This window comes from Pseudomonas sp. (assembly GCF_030683065.1).
In the GTDB taxonomy this organism is placed as follows: Bacteria; Pseudomonadota; Gammaproteobacteria; order Pseudomonadales; family Pseudomonadaceae; genus Aquipseudomonas.
Genome location: NZ_JAUXMX010000003.1, coordinates 1 through 21,510, shown reverse-complemented (window position 1 = coordinate 21,510; position 21,510 = coordinate 1). Strand labels below are relative to the sequence as shown.

The following is a 21,510-nucleotide window of genomic DNA, read 5'->3' as shown; positions in this document are numbered from 1 at the left end:
ACTCTGGAGATGCATGGATGAAGCTGTCACCGCTTACCCAACTGTTGATCGGTATCGCCTTGGCGGGGCTGTTGGCCATGACCCGTGGCCAGCACTTCGCCACGCTCAATCTGCCCAGCGCGTCTTGGGCGGTGTTCTTCCTCGCTGGCGTGCTGCTGACGCCGCGCTGGGTATTCCCGGCGCTGTTTCTCGAAGCCTCGTTGCTGGACTTCGCTGCGGTGCAGTGGGCCGGGGTCAGTGACTGGTGCCTGTCGCCGGCCTACTGGCTGCTTATCCCTGCCTACGGTTCGCTGTGGCTGGGCGGTCGTCTGTATGCCGGCTGGCAGCGCGATCGGCTGAGCAGCCTGGCCGTGCTGGGTGTGTGCGTGGCACTCAGCGCGCTGGTTTGTTACGTGTTTTCCGGTGGTGGCTTCCTGTACTTCTCCGGTCGCTACCCGGAGCCGAGCCTGGCCATGCTGGGCGAGCGCATCGCCGTCTACTACCCGCGCTATCTGGCCAGCCTGGCGCTGTATGTCGGCATGGCGAGCATTTTCTATATAGGCGCCCGCTCCTGGCTGGGCGCGCAACGGCAATTTGAGGTTAAGTCATGAGCGAATCCAGCGAACGCGACGCACGGCATAAGGCGCGCATGGCGCGCAAGAAGGCGCTGATCGACGAGAAGATCGCCCAGGCCCAGGATGAATACGGCCTGCTGCTGGTGCACAGCGGCAATGGCAAGGGCAAGAGCAGCAGCGCCTTTGGCATGGTGGCGCGTGCTCTGGGGCATGGCATGAAAGTCGGCGTGGTGCAGTTCATCAAGGGCGCGGCCAGCACCGGCGAAGAGACGTTCTTTCGCCGCTTCCCCGATGAAGTCAGTTACCACGTGATGGGTGAGGGATTTACCTGGGAAACCCAGGACCGCCAGCGTGACATCGACAAGGCCCATGAGGCGTGGCAGGTGGCGCGCCAGTTGCTCAGCGACCCCGGTATCGGCTTGGTGGTGCTGGATGAGCTGAACATCGCCCTGAAATATGGCTACCTGGAGTTGGAGACTGTGCTCGCCGATATCGAGTCCCGACCGCTGCTGCAACATGTGGTGGTGACCGGGCGTGGTGCCTTGCCGGGGATGATCGAGGCGGCGGATACCGTCACCGAAATGAGCCTGGTCAAGCATGCGTTCAAATCTGGCGTCAAGGCGCAGAAAGGGGTGGAGTTCTGATGGGCATATCGGCGTTTTACTGTGGGAGCGGACTTGTCCGCGAATCGCTTTTCGCGGGCAAGCCCGCTCCCACAGACGGCGTGGTGCTGGCATGAACGCCACCCGTCACTGCCCGGCGCTACTGATTGCCGCACCCGCCTCGGGGCAGGGCAAGACCACCGTCACCGCCGCCCTGGCACGGCTACATAGCCGTCAGGGTAAACGGGTGCGGGTGTTCAAGTGCGGGCCGGACTTTCTCGACCCGATGATTCTCGCCCGGGCCAGCGGGGCGCCTGTGTACCAGCTCGACCTGTGGATGGTCGGCGAGGCCGAGAGCCGGCGCCTGCTCTGGCAGGCGGCGGGCGAGGCTGACCTGATCCTGATCGAGGGGGTGATGGGCCTGTTCGACGGCAGCCCTTCGGCGGCCGATCTGGCCCGGCAATTCGGCGTGCCGGTGTTGGCGGTGATCGACGGTTCGGCCATGGCCCAGACCTTCGGTGCCCTGGCCCATGGCCTGGCGACCTTTCAGGCCGATCTGCCGTTTTCCGGGGTGCTTGGCAATCGGGTCGGCAGTGTCCGGCATGGCGAGATCCTGCGCGATGCCTTGCCTGAGTCGATTCGCTGGTACGGTGCGTTGCCACGCAGCGCCGCAGTGGAACTGCCGAGCCGCCATTTGGGCCTGGTGCAGGCCGAAGAGTTGCGCGACCTGGATGCTCGTCTGGATGCCGCCGCCGATGCCTTGGCCATCAGCGCCGACGTCAGCCTGCCGCCGCCCGTCGAGTTCGCCGTGCCGGCGTCGCGTGAGATTCCGGCCTTGCTTGCCGGCGTGCGCATCGGCGTAGCCCGTGACAGCGCCTTCGCCTTTCTCTACCAGGCCAACCTGGATCTACTGGGCGAGCTGGGTGCCGAGTTGTGTTTTTTCTCGCCGCTGACTGACCACGTGCTGCCCGAGGTCGACAGCCTCTACCTTCCCGGAGGCTACCCGGAATTGCACCTGGCGCAGCTGCAAGCCAACCAGGCCATGGCGTCGGCGATCCGTGCGCATCATGCCGCGGGCAAACCGATCCACGCCGAATGCGGCGGCATGCTTTATCTGCTCGATAAGCTGACCGACAAGCAGGGCAGCAGTGGTCAGATGCTCGGTCTGCTGGCTGGCGAGGCGACCCTGCAACCGCGCTTGACCGCCCTGGCCTTGCAGGAAGTCGAATTGCCGGAAGGGCGGCTGCGCGGTCATACCTTTCACTACTCGGCGCTGACCAGCACGCTTGAGCCACTCACCCGCGGCGAGTGCCCGAATTACAAGCGCACTGCCGAGGCGGTCTATCGGCAGGGGCGACTGACGGCCTCTTATATTCACTTCTACCTACCTGCAGACCCCGTCGCCGCTGCCGCGCTGTTTCGCCCCTGCGAGCAACCATGAACGCGCATGCCTTCAGCACAGAGGAACGTGCAGCGGTGTATCGCGCCATCGCCGAACGCCGCGATATGCGCCACTTTTGTGGTGGCGAGGTGGCTCCCGAACTGCTGAAGCGCCTGCTCGAGGCCGCGCATCAGGCGCCCAGCGTCGGGTTGATGCAGCCCTGGCGCTTTATGCGCATTACCCGCCCGGCGTTACGTACGGCGATCCAGGCCCTGGTGGAAGAAGAGCGGCTGCGCACCGCCGAAGCCCTGGGCGAGCGCGCCGATGAGTTCATGCAGCTCAAGGTCGAGGGTATCGGCGACTGCGCCGAACTGCTGGTGGTGGCCCTGATGGACGGCCGCGAGTCTCATGTATTCGGCCGCCGCACCCTGCCGGAAATGGACCTGGCGTCCATGGCCTGCGCGATCCAGAACCTCTGGCTGGCCGCCCGCGCTGAAGGCCTGGGGATGGGCTGGGTGTCGTTGTTCGAGCCACAAGCATTGGCCGAGTTGTTGGCCATGCCGCCGGGCAGCAAGCCGCTGGCGGTGCTTTGTCTGGGGCCGGTGACAGAGTTTTATCCAGCGCCGATGTTGCAGCAACAAGGCTGGATCGAGCCGCGTCAGCTGGAGACGCTGCTGTATGAGAATTATTGGGGAGAAACACCGCGATGAAAGGCCCTCAACGCATCGTCTGCCTGTCCACCGAGACCTGTGAAACCCTCTATCTGCTCGACGAGCAGGCGCGCATCGCGGGGATTTCCGGCTTTACCGTGCGCCCGCCGCAAGCGCGCAAGGAAAAGCCCAAGGTCAGTGGCTTCACCACGGCACGGATCGACAAGATCCTCGCGGTCAAGCCGGATCTGGTTCTGGGCTACTGCGACTTGCAGGCCGACATCGCTGCCGAATTGGCCCGCGAAGGCCTGGAGGTGCACCTGTTCAATCAGCGCGACATCGCCGGTACCTATCGCATGATCGAAACCCTCGGCGCCCTGGTGCATGCCAACGACCGCGCCGCACGGTTGATCGGTGAGCTGCAGGATGGCCTGGAGCGCATTCGCGCCAGTGCCGCGCAATTGCCACGCCGGCCCAAGGTGTATTTCGAGGAATGGAACGAGCCCTTGATCAGCGGCATCGGTTGGGTCAGCGAGTTGATCGAACTGGCCGGCGGCGAGGATTGCTTCGCCGAACTGAGCGGCTGCAAGCGGGCCAAGCAGCGGATCATCGCCGACCCGCTGGAAGTGGTACGGCGTGCGCCTGATCTGATCGTCGGTTCCTGGTGCGGCAAGCGCTTTCGCCCTGAGCAGGTGGCGGCCCGGCCCGGCTGGCAGACGATCCCGGCGGTGCGTAACGGCCAGCTGTTCGAAATAAAATCGGCGGACATCCTCCAGGCCGGCCCGGCCGCACTGACCGATGGCGTGCGCCAGTTGCACGCGCTGATTCGTGGCTGCGTGGAGGCGGGCGATTGAGCCTGATACTCGCTACCCTAGCCGGCGTGGTCCTGGACGGGCTGCTCGGCGAGCCTAAGCGCTGGCATCCGCTGGTGGCCTTCGGACGCCTGGCTGCGCGCATCGAACAGCGTCTTAATGCCGGCGGCAGTGGCTGGCGCAGCCATGGCGTCAGCGCCTGGTGCCTGGCGGTGTTGCCCCTGACCCTGCTGGTCGGGGTGCTGGCGCAGGTGGCGTCTATTGGCTGGGCGGTGGAGATTCTCGCGCTGTACGCCGCCCTCGGCTTGAAGAGCCTGGGTGAACATGCGCGGCCGGTGGCCCAGGCCCTGCGTCTGGGCGATCTGCAGCTGGCGCGCGAACGGGTCGGCTATATGGTCAGCCGTAACACCGCCGCGCTGGATGCCACGGGTGTGGCGCGTGCCGGCACCGAGTCGGTGCTGGAAAATGGCTCGGATGCAGTCTTCGCCGCGCTGTTCTGGTTCCTCGTCGCCGGTGCGCCGGGCGTGGTGCTGTATCGCCTGAGCAATACCCTGGATGCCATGTGGGGCTACCGCACTCCACGTTTCGAGCGCTTCGGCTGGGCGGCAGCAAAGATCGACGATGGGCTCAATTACCTGCCCGCGCGGCTGGTGGCGCTGACCTATGCGCTGCTCGGCAAGACTGCCCTGGCGCTGCGCTGTTGGCGGCAGCAGGCGCCGCAGTGGGACAGCCCGAATGCCGGCCCGGTGATGGCGGCCGGTGCCGGCGCGCTCGGCGTGAGCCTGGGCGGCGCGGCCGAGTACCACGGCGAGCTGCATGTACGCCCCGACCTCGGTGCAGGGCCACCGCCCAAGGCACGCGATATCGAACGGGCACTCAATCTGGTCAATGGTGGCGTGCTGCTGTGGCTGGTGTTGCTGATTATCTGGGGGCTCTGCCGTGTTTAAGTCGGGCGGGCTTGAACATGGCGGCCGCCTGCGCGCAGCGTCTCTGCGCTATGGCATCGCTCTGGCCGATTGGCTGGATCTGTCCACCGGTATCGCCCCCTATGGTTGGCCGCTGCCGGCGATCCCCGCCAGTGCCTGGACGCGCCTGCCCGAGCAGCAGGATGGTCTGGAGATTGCCGCGCGGGATTATTACGGGGTGGCCAATCTGCTGCCGGTGGCCGGTTCGCAAGCGGCGATCCAGGCGTTGCCGCGGTTACTGCGCAACGCCACGGTTGGCATCGTCTCGCCTGCCTATGCCGAGCATGCGGCGGCCTGGCAGCGTGAAGGGCATCGGCTGCTGGAGATTAGCGAAGGGGCAATTGAGCGCGCGCTGGAGCGTGTCGATGTGCTGTTGCTGATCAACCCGAACAACCCGACCGGCCGGCATATCGAACCTTTGCGCTTGCTGGAGTGGCACCGCCGTCTGGCCGAGCGCGGTGGCTGGCTGGTGGTGGACGAGGCTTTTATCGATTGCACGCCGCAGTTCAGCCTGGCCGCATTCAGCGAGTTGCCGGGCCTGATTGTGCTGCGCTCGTTTGGCAAGTTCTTCGGCCTGGCTGGCATTCGCCTGGGTTTTGTCTTGGCCCAGCCGCAGCTTTTGGCTCAGTTGGCCGAACTGCTTGGGCCCTGGACAGTCAGCGGGCCGAGCCGGGCAGTGGCCACGGCGCTGTTGCAGGATCTGGCCGGGCATGAGCTGCAGCGCCAGCGTTTGCGGGTCGATGGCGAGCGTCTGGCGGCGCTGCTGACCGCGCATGGCCTGAGCCCGACCGGCGGCTGTGCACTGTTTCAATTCTGCTGCACGCCGCAGGCGGCCTTGCTGCATGAATTTCTGGCGTTGCACGGCATTTTCACCCGGTCGTTCGAGACGCCGCTGAGCCTGCGTTTCGGCCTGCCTCCCGATGAGCATGGCTGGCAGCGCTTGCAGCAGGCGCTTGCGGCCTTTGCCGGAGCACTTGCATGACGACTCGACTGACTGCCGCGGCAGAACTTGCCAGCGGAATGTTGGGCACCGCAGTGCCGGCCACCGGGATGCCGGCCACCGGAGTGCCGGCCACATTGATGGTGCAGGGCACTACGTCTGATGCGGGCAAGAGCACTCTGGTGACTGCGCTGTGCCGCTGGCTCAAGCGCCAGGGCGTCAGCGTGGTGCCATTCAAGCCGCAGAATATGGCGCTCAACAGCGCTGTGACGGCGGACGGTGGCGAAATCGGTCGCGCCCAGGCGGTGCAGGCCCAGGCCGCCGGCTTGGCGCCGCATACCGACATGAATCCGGTGCTGCTCAAGCCCAATAGCGATACCGGCGCCCAGGTGATCATCCACGGCCGCGCCTTGAGCAGCATGGACGCGGTGGCGTATCACGATTACAAAAAGGTGGCGATGCAGGCTGTGCTGCAGTCGCACCGGCGTCTGAGTGCGGCTTACCCGGTGGTGGTGGTGGAGGGCGCCGGCTCGCCGGCCGAGATCAACCTGCGCGCCGGCGACATTGCCAACATGGGCTTTGCCGAAGCGGTGGATTGCCCGGTGATTTTGATTGCCGACATCGACAAGGGCGGCGTGTTCGCGCACCTGGTCGGCACTCTCGCGTTGCTTTCCGAGAGCGAACAGGCGCGTATCCAGGGCTTTGTGATCAACCGTTTTCGCGGCGACATCGCTCTGCTGCAACCGGGCCTGGATTGGCTGCAGCAGCGCACCGGCAAGCCGGTACTGGGGGTGCTGCCGTACCTGATGGACTTCCACCTGGAAGCCGAGGACGCCATCGACACCCGGCAGATCGCCAAGGCCGCCGACACCATCAGGGTGGTGGTGCCGGTGCTGCCGCGCATCAGCAATCACACCGACTTCGATCCGCTGCGCCTGCACCCGCAGGTCGAGTTGGTGTTCGTCGGTCCCGGGCAATCGATTCCGCCTGCCGAGCTGATTATTCTGCCCGGCTCGAAAAGCGTGCGTGCCGACCTGGCCTTTCTCCGCGAGCAGGGCTGGGATACGGCCATCGACAAGCACCTGCGCTATGGCGGCAAGCTGCTCGGTATCTGCGGCGGGCTGCAGATGCTCGGTCAGCAGGTTCACGACCCGCTCGGCCTGGAGGGCGCCGCTGGCAGCAGTCTGGGCCTGGGCCTGCTGGATTTCGCCACAGTGCTGGAGCCCGATAAACAGCTGCGTAACGTCAGCGGCCTTTTGTGCCTGGAAAACGCGCCGGTATCCGGTTACGAGATCCATGCCGGGGTCAGCCACGGTATTGGCCTGGAAACGGTCGCCGTACGCCTGGACGATGGGCGCTGCGACGGTGCCCTGAGCGCCGACGGTCAGGTGCTCGGCACCTACCTGCATGGGTTGTTCGAAGCGAGTGCGGCGTGCAGCGCATTGCTGCGCTGGGCCGGGCTGGATGATGTGCAGACGGTCGATTACCACGCCCTGCGCGAACGCGATATCGAGCGCCTGGCCGATCTGGTCGAGGCGCACCTGGATACCGAGCGGCTGCGCACGTTGTGCGGGTTGGCGTAGGTCGCGCGCACCCAATAGACATGCGAATGGTGCGCCCGGCGCACCCTACGGGAGAAACAATGCATGAACTGATATTAGGCGGTGCCCGTTCCGGCAAGAGTCGCCTGGCCGAGAAGCTGGCCGGCGACTCTGGCCTGGCGGTGACTTATATCGCCACCAGCGAGGCACTCGACGCTGAGATGAGCGCGCGCATTCAGCAGCATCGCCAGCGCCGGCCGGCGCATTGGGGGTTGCTGGAAGAGCCGCTCGAACTGGCGCGCGTGCTGCGCGAACAGGCCGCAGCAGATAAATGCCTGCTGGTCGACTGCCTGACCCTGTGGCTAAGCAACCTGCTGATGCTCGATGACCCGGCACGCCTGGAGGCAGAGTGCGCGGCCCTGTTGGAGTGCCTGCCTGGTTTGCCGGGGCGCATCGTGCTGGTCAGCAACGAGACCGGTCTCGGCGTGGTGCCGCTGGGCGAGCTGAGCCGCCGTTATGTCGACCAGGCCGGCTGGCTGCACCAAGCCCTGGCAGAACAGTGCCAGCGCGTGATCTTCACCGTGGCGGGTCTGCCCATGCTGTTGAAGGGAGAACCCTTATGAACGATGCCCGCTGGTGGCAGGAGCCTTGTCGACAACCTGACGCGGCCAGCGAGGCAGCCGCCCGCGCTCGTCAGGCGCAGCTGACCAAACCGGCGGGTGCGCTCGGCCAGTTGGAGGAACTGGCGATTCGCCTGGCCGGCCTGCAAGGTCGCGAGTGCCCGCGGATCGACCGGCCCCGCCTGGGTCTGTTTGCCGGCGACCATGGCGTGGTCGAGGAGAATATCTCGCTGTTCCCGCAGTCCGTTACCGGGCAGATGCTGCATAACTTTGTCGCCGGCGGCGCGGCCATCAACGTATTGGCCAGGGTTCAGGGGTTGCCGCTGGAGCTGGTCGACCTGGGCACGGTCGACCTCAGTCTCAACCTGCCGGGTGTGCGTCACCTGCGAATTGCCCCAGGCACCGCCAATTTCAGCCGCACCGCGGCGATGACGGTCGAGCAGTGCGAGGCGGCCCTGGACGCCGGCCGCGCGATGCTGCAGCGGGCCAGTCGGCACGGCTGCGACCTGTTTCTCGCTGGCGAGATGGGCATCGGCAACACCACCGCCGCCAGCGCCCTGGCCTGTGCCTTGAGCGGCTTGCCGCCGGCCCGCCTGGTCGGCAGCGGCACCGGTCTGGATAGCGCCGGTGTGGCGCGCAAACAGGCGGTGCTGGAACGCAGCCTGGCCCTGCATGGCACGGCCCTGGACGATCCTTTCGAGGCGCTACGCCGGGTCGGCGGGCTGGAGCTGGCGGCGCTGACTGGCAGCTACCTGGCCTGCGCCCAGTTGGGTATTCCGGCATTGGTCGATGGCTTCATTTGCAGCGCCGCCGCGCTCTGTGCGGTGCGCCTGAACCCGGCTTGCCGGCCCTGGCTGCTGTTCGCCCATGCCAGCGCCGAGAGCGGCCATGTCGCGCTGCTCGATGTGTTGCAGGCCACGCCGCTGATCGGTCTGGGCCTGCGCCTGGGCGAGGGCAGTGGCGCCGCGCTAGCATTGCCGCTGGTGCGCCTGGCGTGTGAGCTGCACAGCGGGATGGCGACTTTCGCCGAAGCGCAGATCGAGGAGCGATGCTGATGAGCGTGCAACTGGATTTGCTGCGTCATGGCGTGACCGAGCTGGGCGGTGGCTTGCGCGGCAGCCTGGACGACGAGTTGACGGCCGAGGGCTGGGCGCAGATGCGCGCCGCAGTGGTGCTGGGCGGGCCTTGGCAGGCGCTGGTCAGTTCGCCGTTACGTCGCTGCGCCGCCTTTGCCGAAGAACTGGCGGCCCACCTGGAGCTGCCACTGCATATCGAGGCGGATCTGCGCGAGTTGCATTTCGGTGCCTGGGAAGGACGCAGCGCGGCCGACCTGATGCACGATCAGGCCGACGAGCTGGGTCGCTTCTGGGCCGATCCCTATGCCTTTACCCCACCCCAGGGTGAGCCGCTGGAGCAATTCGAGATGCGCATCGACGCCGCCTTGCAGCGTCTGCGCCAGGCCCATGGCGGTCGGCGCGTGCTGGTGGTCAGTCACGGCGGAGTGATTCGCCTGCTGCTGGCACGCGCCCGCGGGCTGCCGCGCAGCCAGTTGCTGGCGGTGGAGGTGGCGCATGCCTCGCTGCACGGCTTGACCCTCGGCGCCACGCCGTCCGCGCTGCATGAGCGCAGCCTGACCGGGGAGAACTGAGTGATGTCGGTCCTGCAACCGCTGTTGATTGCCCTGCAGTTTCTCACCCGTATTCCGATCAGGCTGGCGGGTATGCCGACGGCCGAGCAGCAGGGCCGCTCGCTGCTCTACTATCCGCTGGTCGGCCTGTTGCTCGGCGGCCTGCTCTGGCTGCTGCAGCAGCTGCTGGCTGGAACTGCGCCGTTGCTCCAGGCGGCATTGTTGCTGTCCGCCTGGGTGGCGCTGAGCGGCGGGTTGCACCTGGACGGCCTGGCCGACAGCGCTGATGCCTGGGTGGGCGGGATGGGTGACCGCGAGCGCACCCTGGCATTGATGAAAGACCCCTGCTGCGGGCCGATGGCGGTGGTGGCGCTGCTGCTGGTGCTGCTGCTCAAGTTCGCGGCGTTAGTGGCCCTGCTTGAGGACGGGACGCTGGCGGCACTGTTGCTGGCGCCGCTGCTGGGCCGCAGCGCCGTGCTGGCGCTGATTCTCGGTACGCCCTATGTGCGCCAAGGCGGAATCGGCCAGTTGCTGGCCTCGCACCTGCCGCACCCGGCGGCCAAGGCCGTGCTGCTGGCGGTGGCGGTCGGCTGCTTGCTGTTGTTCGGTACCACCGGACTCTGGGCGCTGCTGCTGGCCGGGGTCACCTTGTTCGGCGTGCGCCGTGCGCTGATGCGCCGGCTGCAGGGCACCACCGGCGATACCGCGGGCGCCCTGCAGGAATTGGTCGAGTGCGTGGTGCTGGTCGGGTTGGCGCTTTAAGTGGCATGTGGCGGCGAGCGTGCTCCGGGTTAGCGGGGCACCCGGCCGCTGGGTTGCGCGGCGCTCGGCAACCGCTTCGTTAGCAGGTATGCGGTCTGCGCCCAACCTGCTGCAATGCTGTCCACGCCAAGCCAAGTGAGCAGCATTTTTTTGTAGCCCGGATGCAATCCGGGAGCGGTTTTCAGGCGCCAGACTTCCCCGGATTGCATCCGGGCTACGTGTTGGCCGCCTGTTAGCGGGGCACCAGCGCCGGTAACAGGGTGCGTGAAATTGCTTCGCGCACGGTCGGCAGCAAGGAGGCGCTGCCGCCCAGCAGCTGTTCGACCAACCGGCGCAGGGCCAGTGCCCGTTCCGGGTTGAGGCCGCTCACTGCCTGTTCGCAGGCTTGCTCGGCGCTGGCGCCGGGCGGGATGGGGAACCCCAGGGCAACCAGGCGCTCACGGAAGTCTTCCTGGTCGATCAAATCGGCATGCATCATTGTCGCTTCCTCCACTTATTGGGCTGCACCTAGCGCAACACACCTTCATCCAGCAGCAATTTGAAAATGGCCTCGGCGCCAACCTGCGGCGAGACCTCCTTGAGCACCTGACCACCGCCGCCGGTCGCTTTAGCTGTAGCGGCCTTCATGCGTTCGGCGCCGGTCTTGGCCTTGATCACCTTGAGTCGTTTCGGTCGCGGTCGCGCCGGTTGCAACTGGGCTTCACTGAGCAGGCTATCGTCGATAATGGCTACTTCGCAAGGGTGCAACTGGCCACGACGGGCCGGGCCAAACGCACTCTGGCGGGCGATTGGCGCGGCATTGTCGACGCTGGCGATAAACGGCAGGCGGACCTTGAGGCGCCGGCGCTGGCCGCGAGGCAAGGCCTGCAGCACTTGAGCCATGCCATTGTCGATCTTCTCCACCTCGGCCAGGCCAACCACCAGTGGCCAGCCGAGCTGCTCGGCGAGCAGAAACGGCAGCATGCCGGAGCCTTCGCCGGTTTCCGCCTGGCTGCCGGTGAGCACCAGTTGGGCGCCGGCATGGCGCAGATAGTCGGCGAGTACTGGCAGGGCGTCGGCACCGGGCGGCTGTTCGAGCACCGCCATCTCGTCCAGGCCCATGCCCAGATAAGCGCGCAGTGCTTCTTCGTCAGGGTTGCCGGCGTGCAGCATCTGCAGCTTGTTGCCGGCCAGGTTCAGGCCCAGTTCAACCGCGCGCGCGTCCTGTTCGGCGCGGCGCGCACGCCCGGACGTCGGGTGGGCGCCGACCGAGACCAGGGCAATGATGTTGAGATCAGTCATGGCGCGACTCCGTAGGGTGGAAGACGCTTTTTTCTTCCACCATCAATGTGCGGTCTTTCCCGGTGGATGGGTGAAGCGTCATCCGCCCCACGAGTTTTACGTCCACCGCCTGTTTACGCCGCATCGCGTTCTCCTGCCTGGCGATAAGCCGCGACGCGCTCGATCAGCGCAGCGAGGATCGCTGCCGAGTCGCCGATTACCGACAAGTCGGCACGTTTGATCATGTCGCAGCTGGGATCCAGGTTGATCGCGATCACCTTGTCGCAGGCGCCGATGCCTTGCAGGTGCTGGATCGCCCCGGAGATGCCGACGGCCAGGTAGACCCGCGCCGTGACCCAGATGCCGGATGCGCCGACCTGACGGTCGCGACCCATGAAACCGTCATCCACCGCCACCCGCGAGGCGCCTTCGGTGGCGCCGAGGGCAACGGCGGCTCGGTGGAACAGGGCCCAGTCCTTGACCCCATTGCCGCCGGAGAGGATGAACTCCGCTTCGGCCATGGGAATCGAGGCCGGATCGACGGCCACCGCGCCGAGGTCCTCGATGCGCGGCAGGTTGCGCGCGATCTGGTTTTGTAATTCGAGTGGGCGTACTTCGTGACGTGTATCGCTGACCGGTTCGGCGCACTCGACGGCGGCCAGAATCAGTCGCGGCGCACGCCGTACCAAGTCTTCGCGACCGGCACCGGCGCGACCGCTGCATTGGCCTTCGGCGACCTGCCAAACCCGCGTGGCTGGGCGCTCGCCAAGTTTTGCGGCCAGCCGGCGACCCAGTTCGCCACCGCCGTTGCGACTGTCAGGCAGCAGCCAGTGGCGCGGGGCCAGTTGGCTTTCCACTGCGCTCAAGGCCAGTACCCGTTGTTCGGGGGCATAGCCATCGAACAGCTCGCTGTTGAGGTGCAGCAGGCGGTCGACGCCGGCTGTGTCGAAGGCACTCTCTTTGTGCTCGCCAAACACCACCGCAACCACGGCACCATCGTTGCCGGCCAGCTTGTTGGCCAGGCCGAGCAGGTCCTTGTCGTGGCTGCTCAGGCGGCCACCGACCATGTCTGGTACCACGACAATATGGAACGCCGGCTGCTCGACCACGTGCAGTGGCAGTTGCACCACGCTGCTGGTGATTCCGCGTTTCTGGTTGCCGCCCTGTTCGGCGCCGGAGCGATCGATGCGTTTGAGCCCGTTGGGGCCGATAAAGCCCACGGCATGCGGGCTCTTGCGGATCAGGCCGTTGGGCCCCATCCAGCTGGTTTGGGCCGTCTGCATGGCTGCGTGCAGCGGATGCAGACGGTTGCGCGCGATCCATTCAACACGCGGGTCACGGCGGATAATGTCGCTCATGGCTGTACCTCAGAGCTGCTCTTGGTAGGAGCGCAGGGGGGCGCCCAGCCCTTGCTGGCGATCCAACCATCTATCGCCAGCAAGCTGGCTCCTACAGGGAGTCGGGTTGCATGTGGGTTGGGCTGTTGCATCACTGCACCGGCGCCATGTCACGCTTGGCCGGCGTGGGCTTTTTTGCTGCGGGCGGCGCCTCGATCAGCACGTCGGCCACCAGTTCGGCGATGTCCTTGATCTGTGGCCGTGGTTCGACCACGCCTTCGAGCATCGCGGTGCATTGCGGGCAACCAACGGCCACCAGCTCGGCGCCGGTTTCCTTGATGTCGACCATGCGCATGTCGGGAATCCGCTGTTTGCCAGGGATGTCGGTGATCGGCGCGCCGCCGCCACCGCCGCAGCAACGCGAACGGAAGCCCGAGCGTTCCATCTCTTTGACTTCGATGCCGATGGCCTTGAGTACCGCGCGTGGCGCTTCATATTCGCCGTTGTAGCGACCCAGGTAGCAGGGGTCGTGGTAGGTGACCGAGCCACCTTTGTGTTGGCCAAGGTTTAATTTCTGTGCGCTGATCAGCTGTTCCATATAGGTGCTGTGGTGCAGCACCTGATAGTGGCCGCCGAGTTCGCCGTATTCGTTCTTCAGCACGTGGAAGCTGTGCGGATCGCAGGACACGATGGTGTTGAAACGGTATTTGCCCAGCGTGGCGATATTGCGCTTGGCCAGCAGCTGGAACGTCGCTTCGTCACCCAGGCGGCGGGCCACGTCGCCGCTGTCGCGTTCTTCCAGACCAAGCACGGCGAAGTCGACGTTGGCGGCCTTGAGTACTTTGACGAAGGCGCGCAGGGTGCGCTGGTTGCGCATGTCGAAGGCGCCGTCGCCGACCCAGAACAACACGTCGACGCTTTGTTTGTCGCTGAGCAGCGGCAGATTCAGGTCCGCCGCCCAGTTCAGCCGCCCGCCCGGCGCGAAGCCGCCCGGGTTGTCGGTGGCGATCAGGTTGTCCAGCACCTCGGCGCCCTTGTTCGGCGTGGCGCCTTTTTCCAGGGTCAGGTGCCGGCGCATGTCGACGATGGCATCGACGTGCTCGATCATCATCGGGCATTCCTCGACACAGGCGCGGCAGGTGGTGCACGACCATAGCGTCTCGGCATCGACCAGCGCTTTGCCATTGAGGTTGACGATTGGCAGGTGCGGGCCGCCGCTGTGTTCGCCGATGGCCTTGCCACCGCCGTCAAGGGATGGGTAAGGGCTGCCGGCAAACTTGGCGTCAGTGCCACCCGCCAGGCCAACCACCATGTCCTGAATCAGCTTCTTCGGGTTGAGCGGCTGGCCGGCAGCAAAGGCCGGGCAGGCAGCTTCACACTTGCCGCACTGCACGCAGGCGTCGAAGCCAAGCAGCTGGTTCCAGGTGAAATCTGTGGGTTTTTCCACGCCCAGCGGCGCTTTCGGGTCGTCCAGATTCAGTGCCTTGAGACCGGTCGAGCGACCGCCGTCAAAGCGCTCACTGCGGCGGTGCCAGGCCAGGTGCAAGGCGCCTGCGAAGGCGTGCTTCATCGGCCCGCCCCAGGTCATGCCGAAGAACAGCTCGGACACGCCCCAGGCCACACCTATGGCGATAATCCCAGCCAGCAGCCAGCCACCAAAGTCGGCGGGCAATAGCCCGGCAACCGGCAGGGTGGCGATAAAGAAGCTCCCGGCGAACATCAGCAGGCTTTTCGGCAGGCGCATCCACGGGCCTTTCGACAGCCGCGAGGGCGGGTTGAGGCGGCGTTTAGCAACAAACAGCGCACCGACAAACATCAACGCCGTGGCACCCAGCAGGGCGAAGCCAAGGATGCGGTTGTGCAGGCCGAAGCCGTGCACAACGATCGCCAGTACGGCGGCCAGCACGAAGCCGCCGGCCGTGGCGACGTGGGTGTTGGCGATGTATTTGTCGCGGGCCACCACGTGGTGCAGATCGACCATATAACGCCGCGGCATGGCCAGCAGGCCGCCGAGCCAGTCAACCTTGGCCGGCCGGCCACGGCGCCACATGAAGAAGCGCTTGCCGGCGCCGAGCACGGCGAGGCCGAGTGCGGCGAACAGCAGAATGGGGAGTAGGGTGTTCAACATCATCTGGTCTCCTTGGAGGGACCGCATATTCAAGGCAGAACGGTAACGTAGGATGGGTTGAGCGCAGCGATACCCATGCGGTCTCGATGACGCTGATGGGTATCGCCAGGCTCAACCTACGTGGCCCGACCCATCCTACGAATGTGATTGCGGCCAAGGCCGCTCCTACAAAATCAGCCTTAAAAGTCCTTGCACAGGCGCAGGGCGTCATAGATCGCCGCATGGGTGTTGCGCTGGGCCACGCAGTCACCGATGCGGAACAGCAGATAGCCATCGCCAGTCTCGGATAAACATGGCTGCGGCTTGATCGCGAACAGCGCTTCGACGTCGACCTGACCCTTGTTGCGTGAGCCGTCCTTGAGTGCGTAGTACAGGGTTTCGTCCGGGCGTACGCCGTTCTCCACCACCACCTGATCGACCACCCGCTCTTCCTGGGCGCCGGTGTATTCGTTCTCCAGCACCGCCACCAGTTTGTCGCCTTCGCGGTAGACCTTTTCCAGCATCATGTCGCCGGTCATGATCACTTCTTTCGGGTACATGCTGCGGTAGTAAGTCGGGAAGCTGGTGCCGCCCATGGCCACGCCCGGCTTGATGTCGTCGGTGACGATTTCCACCTTGGCGCCTTTATCGGCGATAAAGTCGGCAACCGACATGCCAGTAAATTCGCAGATTGTGTCGTACACCAGCACGTTGTTGCCCGGTGCCACGGTACCGTCGAGGATGTCCCAGCTGCTGACAACCAGGCCTTCGGCCGCGCCCCAGTGTTCGTTCTGCTCGATAAATGGATGGCCGCCGTTGGCCAGCACGACGATGTCCGGGCGCAGAGCCATGATTGACTCGGCATCGGCACCGGTATTCAGGCGCAGATCGACGCCGAGGCGGGCGATCTCCAGTTGGAACCAGCGGGTGATGCCGGCCATCTGATCACGTTGCGGTGCCTTGGCGGCGATACTGATCTGCCCGCCGAGGCTGTCTTTCTTTTCAAACAGCGTGACGTCATGGCCGCGCTCTGCGGCCACCCGCGCGGCTTCCATACCGGCTGGTCCGCCGCCGACAATCACCACTTTGCGCTTCACCCCAGTGGTCTTCTCGATGATGTGCGGCAGACCCATGTATTCACGCGAGGTCGCGGCGTTCTGGATGCACAGCACGTCGAGGCCCTGATACTGGCGGTCGATGCAGTAGTTGGCGCCAACGCATTGCTTGATCTGGTCGATCTGGCCCATCTTGATCTTGGCGATCAGGTGCGGGTCGGCAATATGTGCGCGTGTCATGCCGACCATGTCGACATAGCCGCCTTCAAGAATGCGCGTGGCCTGGTTCGGGTCCTTGATGTTCTGCGCATGCAGCACCGGTACCTTGACCACTTCCTTGATGCCGGCCGCCAGATGCAGGAACGGCTCTGGCGGATAGCTCATGTTGGGGATGACGTTGGCCAGGGTGTTGTGGGTATCGGCGCCAGAACCGACCACGCCAATAAAGTCGAGCAGGCCGGTGTCGTCGTAGTACTTGGCGATCTGCTTCATGTCCTCGTGGGACAAGCCGTCCGGGTGGAACTCGTCGCCGGAGATACGCAGGCCCACACAGAAATCGTCGCCGACTTCCTTGCGCACGGCTTTCAGTACTTCCAGGCCGAACTTCATCCGGCCCTCGAAGGTGCCGCCCCATTCGTCGGTACGCTTGTTCACCCGTGGCGACCAGAACTGGTCGATCATGTGCTGGTGCACGGCCGACAGCTCGACGCCGTCCAGGCCGCCGGCTTTGGCCCGGCCCGCTGCCTTGGCAAAGTCACCGATGACGCGCCACATCTCTTCCGGTTCGATGGTCTTGCAGGTGGCGCGGTGTACCGGTTCGCGGACACCGGACGGCGACATCAGGGTCGGCCAGTCGAAACCGTCCCAGCGTGAACGACGACCCATGTGGGTAATCTGGATCATGATCTTGGCGCCATGCTTGTGCATGGCATCGGCCAGGTTCTGGAAGTGCGGGATGATCCGGTCGGTGGACAGGTTCACTGAACTCCACCAGCCATGCGGGCTGTCGATGGAGACCACCGAGGAGCCGCCGCAGATGGCCAGGCCGACGCCGCCCTTGGCCTTTTCTTCGTAGTATTTGATGTAACGCTCGGTGGTCATGCCGCCGTCGGTGGCCATGACCTCCGCGTGCGCGGTAGACACGATACGGTTACGGATGGTCAGTTTACCGATCTGGATCGGCTGGAACATTGCTTCGAAAGCCATTGCGGCACCCTCACGGAAAAGCGGCGTAGCGTTTCTCTGTGGTTGGGGCTGGGCGGCATCCCGCTTTAGCGGTGATGCTTTCGCGCCTAAAACCCCTCCCACATACCTTTGTTTTTAGAGTGATTTGACGCGGAACAGGCCGTGGTCATGGCCTTCCTGCGAGGCGCCATAGACCTGCTCGGCTACCGTGCGCAGCGGGCTGCCTTGCGCTGCGAGAATCTGGTCCATTGCGCCGGCAAACCAGCCGGTGAACATGTAGTCCACCGCACGGCCGCACTTGCCATAGACATAGACGAAGGCGGAATGGTCCAGGCGCACCTCGCAGGTGCCCGAGTCAAGATCGATAGCCAGGGTCTTGAACAGGCCCCAGCCGCGCTGCGACAGGCGCTTCATGTAATGCTCGAACACCTCGACGCCGACCAGGCCGTGACATTCGGCTTCCTTCTCGCACCAGTGCCAGGCGGATTTGTAGCCGGCCTTGTAGAGGATCTCGGCATAGGCATCGGCGCCCAGCACTTCCTCGATGCCGATGTGATTGTTGACGAAGAAATGCCGCGGTACATACAGCATCGGCAGGGCGTCGGTGGTCCAGACGCCGGTTTCGTCGTCGACCAGGATGGGCATGTCGGGGGCGTGGGTGGTCATGTGTTCGGTACTCCAGAATTCGGTTGGCTGTCTTGGCCTGCATCGGCCAGCTTGATGGGTATCGCTGCGCTCAACCCATCCTACGGATGGTGCTCGGCGCGCTTTGCGTAGGGTGGGTTAGCCGCAGGCGTAACCCGCCAACCGGCCCGCAGGGCCGGCGAGGTATTCATCATTCGCCCCAGACGTCTTTCAGGACCCTTACCCAGTTCTCGCCCATCACCTTGCGCACCACGCGCTCAGGCATGCCGCGCTTGAGCAGGGTTTCGGTCAGGTTGGGGAATTCACCGACGGTGCGGATGCCCAGCGGGTTGACGATCTTGCCGAAGCTGGTCAGGCGCCTGGCGTAGCCCTTGTCGTGGGTCAGCATTTCAAAGAAATCCTGGCCGTGGCCCTGGGTGAAGTCGGTGCCGATGCCGATGGCGTCCTCACCGACGATATTCATCACGTACTCGATGGCTTCGGCATAGTCGTCGATGGTCGAGTCGATGCCCTTGGCCAGGAACGGCGCAAACATGGTCACGCCGACGAAGCCGCCGTGGTCGGCGATGAACTTCAGTTCCTCGTCGGACTTGTTGCGCGGGTGTTCTTTGAGCCCGGAAGGCAGGCAGTGTGAGTAGCACACCGGCTTCTGTGACTCGAGGATGACTTCCTCGGACGTCTTCGAGCCGACGTGGGACAGGTCACACATGATGCCGACGCGGTTCATCTCGGCGACGATCTCGCGACCGAAGCCGGACAGGCCGCCGTCGCGCTCGTAGCAGCCGGTGCCGACCAGGTTCTGGGTGTTGTAGCACATCTGCACGATGCCGACGCCGAGCTGCTTGAACACCTCGACATAGCCGAGTTGGTCCTCGAAGGCATGGGCGTTCTGGAAGCCGAAGAGAATGCCGGTCTTGCCCTGCGCCTTGGCGGCGTGGATGTCGGCTGTAGTGCGCACCGGAATTACCAGGTCGCTGTTGTCGCGGATCAGTTTCTGGCTGGCAACGATATTGTTGACCGTAGCCTGGAACCCTTCCCAGACCGACACGGTGCAGTTGGCCGCCGTCAGGCCGCCCTTGCGCATGTCTTCGAACAGTTCGCGGTTCCACTTGGCGATAATCAGACCGTCGATGACGATGCTGTCGGCGTGTACTTCTGCTGGGCTCATCAGGCTGTCCCCTTTAGCTGGCGTCGCCAATCCCGGTGTTGGCGCTTTGTGATGAGCATATCCCTGGGGGGCGCAGCGACCGGGTGCAAAAGCGACCGGGGGATTGCCGAAAGCGTCAACGGCAGGTCGCGAACGGATAAGCCGTCGGCAGCGATGGCCGCTGTAGGAGCCAGCTCGCTGGCGATCATAGGTTCCGCAAGAGCATCGCCAGCAAGCTGGCTCCTACAGGTCAGGTCGTGGCCGCCGGCTGCTCATGACGGTCCCGGCTGGGGCTGCTGGCGAAGCGGGCGCGGTAGCAGCGTGAGAAATACGAGGAGGACTCGAAGCCGCAGGCCAGGCCGACCTCCAGCACGCTCATGTCGGTCTGGCGCAGCAGCTGGCGGGCCTTGTCCAGGCGCAGGGCGAGATAGAAGTTGGACGGGGTTTCGTTGAGGTGCTGACGGAACAGCCGTTCCAGTTGGCGCGGTGTCACCGCGACAGTTAAACGCGCATAAAAAAGGGAGCCATAAGGCTCCCGAAAGACTGGTGCCGCCCACACGCGGGGGCGGTCCAGGTTAGGCGTTGGTTTCAGGCGGCGCTGAACATTTTGTGCGGGTCGATGACGAATTTCTTCGGTACCCCGGCATCGAACTCGCCATAGCCTTTGGGTGCGTCATCCAGCGAAATCACCTGCACACCGACGATCTCGGCGATGTTGATCCGATCCCACATGATCGCCTGCATCAGCTGGCGGTTGTACTTCATCACCGGGGTCTGGCCGGTGTGGAAGCTGTGCGACTTGGCCCAGCCGAGGCCGAAGCGGATGCTCAGGGCGCCGATCTTTGCCGCTGCATCCACTGCGCCCGGGTCTTCGGTGACGTAGAGGCCGGGGATACCGATCTTGCCAGCGACCCGGACCACGCCCATCAACGAGTTGAGTACGGTGGCCGGGGCTTCGTGTTTCACACCGTCATGGCCGTGACCGCGGGCCTCGAAGCCCACCGCATCGATCGCGCAATCGACTTCCGGCTCGCCGAGCAGGGCGGCGATCTGTTCGTGCAGCGGGGTGTCTTGGGACAGGTCGGCGATCTCGAAGCCGACCGCCTTGGCATGTGCCAAGCGTACCGGGTTGACGTCGCCGACGATCACTACTGCGGCGCCGAGCAGGCGGGCCGAGGCGGCAGCTGCCAGGCCGACCGGGCCAGCGCCGGCGATGTACACGGTGCTACCCGGGCCGACCCCGGCAGTGACTGCACCGTGATAACCGGTCGGCAGAATGTCGGACAGGCACGTCAGGTCGAGGATCTTCTCCATCGCCTTGTCGCGGTCCGGCAGTTTGAGCAGGTTGAAGTCGGCGTAGGGCACCATGGCGTATTCAGCCTGGCCGCCAGTCCAGTCGCCCATGTCGACGTAACCGTAGGCACCGCCGGGACGTGCCGGGTTGACCGACAGGCAGACGCCGGTGTGTTGTTCCTTGCAGCTGCGGCAGCGGCCGCAAGCGACGTTGAATGGCACCGAGACCAGGTCGCCGATCTTCAGGTTCTCGACGTCGCGACCCTTCTCGATCACTTCGCCGGTGATTTCATGGCCCAGTACCAGGCCGGTTTGGGCGGTGGTACGACCGCGCACCATGTGCTGGTCGGAGCCGCAGATGTTGGTGGAAACCACGCGCAAGATCACGGCATGCTCGATCTTCTTGCCGCGCGGATCCTGCATTTTCGGATAGTCGATTTTCTGTACTTCGACCTTGCCTGCGCCGAGATAGACGACGCCACGATTACCTGACATGGGGTGTTCTCCTTTGTTTTTATAAACATTGCTGTTGTGGATACAAAGGCGCGACCAGCGGCCACGCGGCCTTGTAGTGGAGTTTCTGCGTCTGTTGCCGGGTGGTACCGAGGGCTTGGCAGTCGGCGGGTCCACCCGTGAATATCTGTGTTGCTGAGCAGTGCTGCTGTCTGATGCCTGTAGCCCGGGTCGAGCGCAGCGATACCCGGGTGTCGCTGCGCTCGACCCGGGCTACGGGTTACGTGTTTTAGGCATGCAATACCACGGTGCGGTTGGCGTTGAGGAACACCCGCCGCTCGAGGTGGTAGGCGATGGCCTTGGCCAGGGTCTGGCACTCGATGTCGCGACCTTTGGCGACCAGGTCTTCGGGGTAGTGGGCGTGGTCCACCGACTCCACGCCCTGGGCGATGATCGGCCCTTCATCCAGGTCGTTGTTGATGTAGTGGGCGGTGGCGCCAACCAGCTTGACGCCTTTCTGGTACGCCTGGTGGTAGGGCTTGGCGCCCTTGAAACCGGGCAGCAGCGAGTGGTG

General features: G+C 64.8%; 21 protein-coding genes and 1 pseudogene. 12 read left to right on the top strand and 10 right to left on the bottom strand.

Translation table 11 applies throughout. The features are described from left to right. Positions 1-17: 17 nt before the first annotated feature. From Q8K09_RS00225 to Q8K09_RS00170, 12 genes are all read left to right on the top strand, one after another. Positions 18-590, top strand: coding sequence for a hypothetical protein (locus tag Q8K09_RS00225; RefSeq protein WP_305252821.1), 573 nt, complete (start codon positions 18-20; stop codon positions 588-590). Continuing rightward, positions 587-1,198, top strand: coding sequence for a cob(I)yrinic acid a,c-diamide adenosyltransferase (cobO, locus tag Q8K09_RS00220; RefSeq protein ID WP_305252820.1), 612 nt, complete (start codon positions 587-589; stop codon positions 1,196-1,198). Before Q8K09_RS00225 ends, cobO begins: the two co-directional genes overlap by 4 nt. A 91-nt stretch (positions 1,199-1,289) precedes the next feature. Continuing rightward, positions 1,290-2,597 (top strand): cobyrinate a,c-diamide synthase, encoded by a 1,308-nt coding sequence (locus Q8K09_RS00215; RefSeq protein ID WP_305252819.1) that lies wholly within the window; start codon positions 1,290-1,292, stop codon positions 2,595-2,597. Continuing rightward, on the top strand, positions 2,594-3,247 hold the full coding sequence (bluB, locus tag Q8K09_RS00210; RefSeq protein WP_305252817.1) for a 5,6-dimethylbenzimidazole synthase: 654 nt from the start codon (positions 2,594-2,596) through the stop codon (positions 3,245-3,247). The genes Q8K09_RS00215 and bluB overlap by 4 nt, the downstream gene beginning before the upstream one ends. Beyond that, complete coding sequence (locus tag Q8K09_RS00205) at positions 3,244-4,041, top strand: ABC transporter substrate-binding protein (protein WP_305252816.1); 798 nt, start codon at positions 3,244-3,246, stop codon at positions 4,039-4,041. The genes bluB and Q8K09_RS00205 overlap by 4 nt, the downstream gene beginning before the upstream one ends. Next, complete coding sequence (gene cbiB, locus Q8K09_RS00200) at positions 4,038-4,946, top strand: adenosylcobinamide-phosphate synthase CbiB (protein ID WP_305252814.1); 909 nt, start codon at positions 4,038-4,040, stop codon at positions 4,944-4,946. Before Q8K09_RS00205 ends, cbiB begins: the two co-directional genes overlap by 4 nt. Further along, positions 4,939-5,946: a threonine-phosphate decarboxylase CobD gene (gene cobD / locus Q8K09_RS00195; protein WP_305252812.1), complete on the top strand. Its 1,008-nt coding sequence runs from the start codon at positions 4,939-4,941 to the stop codon at positions 5,944-5,946. Before cbiB ends, cobD begins: the two co-directional genes overlap by 8 nt. 68 nt (positions 5,947-6,014) lie before the next feature. Then, positions 6,015-7,487 (top strand): cobyric acid synthase, encoded by a 1,473-nt coding sequence (locus Q8K09_RS00190; protein WP_305252833.1) that lies wholly within the window; start codon positions 6,015-6,017, stop codon positions 7,485-7,487. A 59-nt stretch (positions 7,488-7,546) separates the two neighbouring features. Then, positions 7,547-8,068 (top strand): bifunctional adenosylcobinamide kinase/adenosylcobinamide-phosphate guanylyltransferase, encoded by a 522-nt coding sequence (gene cobU / locus Q8K09_RS00185; protein ID WP_305252809.1) that lies wholly within the window; start codon positions 7,547-7,549, stop codon positions 8,066-8,068. Continuing rightward, positions 8,065-9,120 (top strand): nicotinate-nucleotide--dimethylbenzimidazole phosphoribosyltransferase, encoded by a 1,056-nt coding sequence (cobT, locus tag Q8K09_RS00180; protein WP_305252807.1) that lies wholly within the window; start codon positions 8,065-8,067, stop codon positions 9,118-9,120. Before cobU ends, cobT begins: the two co-directional genes overlap by 4 nt. Then, positions 9,120-9,713 carry an alpha-ribazole phosphatase family protein gene (gene cobC, locus Q8K09_RS00175; protein ID WP_305252805.1) on the top strand — a complete coding sequence of 198 codons (594 nt, stop codon included), beginning with the start codon at positions 9,120-9,122 and terminating at the stop codon, positions 9,711-9,713. Before cobT ends, cobC begins: the two co-directional genes overlap by 1 nt. 12 nt (positions 9,714-9,725) lie before the next feature. After that, positions 9,726-10,454, top strand: coding sequence for an adenosylcobinamide-GDP ribazoletransferase (locus tag Q8K09_RS00170; RefSeq protein ID WP_305252831.1), 729 nt, complete (start codon positions 9,726-9,728; stop codon positions 10,452-10,454). A gap of 232 nt (positions 10,455-10,686) precedes the next feature. On the opposite strand, the gene Q8K09_RS00165 is transcribed toward Q8K09_RS00170, so the two are convergent. From Q8K09_RS00165 to Q8K09_RS00120, 10 genes and pseudogenes are all read right to left on the bottom strand, one after another. Continuing rightward, positions 10,687-10,932 carry a hypothetical protein gene (locus tag Q8K09_RS00165; protein WP_305252803.1) on the bottom strand — a complete coding sequence of 82 codons (246 nt, stop codon included), beginning with the start codon at positions 10,930-10,932 and terminating at the stop codon, positions 10,687-10,689. Positions 10,933-10,961: 29 nt separating this feature from the next. Then, on the bottom strand, positions 10,962-11,735 hold the full coding sequence (locus Q8K09_RS00160; protein WP_305252801.1) for an electron transfer flavoprotein subunit beta: 774 nt from the start codon (positions 11,733-11,735) through the stop codon (positions 10,962-10,964). Between the two features lie 113 nt (positions 11,736-11,848). Continuing rightward, positions 11,849-13,072, bottom strand: a complete 1,224-nt coding sequence (locus Q8K09_RS00155; protein ID WP_305252799.1) for an electron transfer flavoprotein subunit alpha/FixB family protein — start codon at positions 13,070-13,072, stop codon at positions 11,849-11,851. 130 nt (positions 13,073-13,202) lie between these two features. Further along, positions 13,203-15,179, bottom strand: coding sequence for a dimethylglycine demethylation protein DgcB (gene dgcB, locus Q8K09_RS00150; RefSeq protein ID WP_305252830.1), 1,977 nt, complete (start codon positions 15,177-15,179; stop codon positions 13,203-13,205). Between the two features lie 179 nt (positions 15,180-15,358). Further along, the gene (gene dgcA, locus Q8K09_RS00145) at positions 15,359-17,419 is read right to left on the bottom strand and encodes a dimethylglycine demethylation protein DgcA (RefSeq protein WP_305252797.1); all 2,061 of its coding nucleotides are present in this window, start codon (positions 17,417-17,419) and stop codon (positions 15,359-15,361) included. Between the two features lie 114 nt (positions 17,420-17,533). Continuing rightward, positions 17,534-18,064, bottom strand: a complete 531-nt coding sequence (locus tag Q8K09_RS00140) for a 4-vinyl reductase (RefSeq protein ID WP_305252795.1) — start codon at positions 18,062-18,064, stop codon at positions 17,534-17,536. A gap of 169 nt (positions 18,065-18,233) precedes the next feature. Continuing rightward, a complete protein-coding gene (locus Q8K09_RS00135) occupies positions 18,234-19,211 on the bottom strand; it encodes a dipeptidase (RefSeq protein WP_305252793.1) in 978 nt (325 codons plus the stop codon). Positions 19,212-19,440: 229 nt separating this feature from the next. Beyond that, positions 19,441-19,689 (bottom strand): annotated as a pseudogene (locus Q8K09_RS00130) (helix-turn-helix domain-containing protein); the annotation flags it as partial. Positions 19,690-19,778: 89 nt separating this feature from the next. Continuing rightward, positions 19,779-20,978, bottom strand: coding sequence for a formaldehyde dehydrogenase, glutathione-independent (fdhA, locus tag Q8K09_RS00125; protein WP_305252791.1), 1,200 nt, complete (start codon positions 20,976-20,978; stop codon positions 19,779-19,781). Between the two features lie 247 nt (positions 20,979-21,225). Then, the coding region (locus Q8K09_RS00120; RefSeq protein ID WP_305252789.1) for a formyltransferase family protein at positions 21,226-21,510 on the bottom strand (285 nt) is incomplete at its 5' end.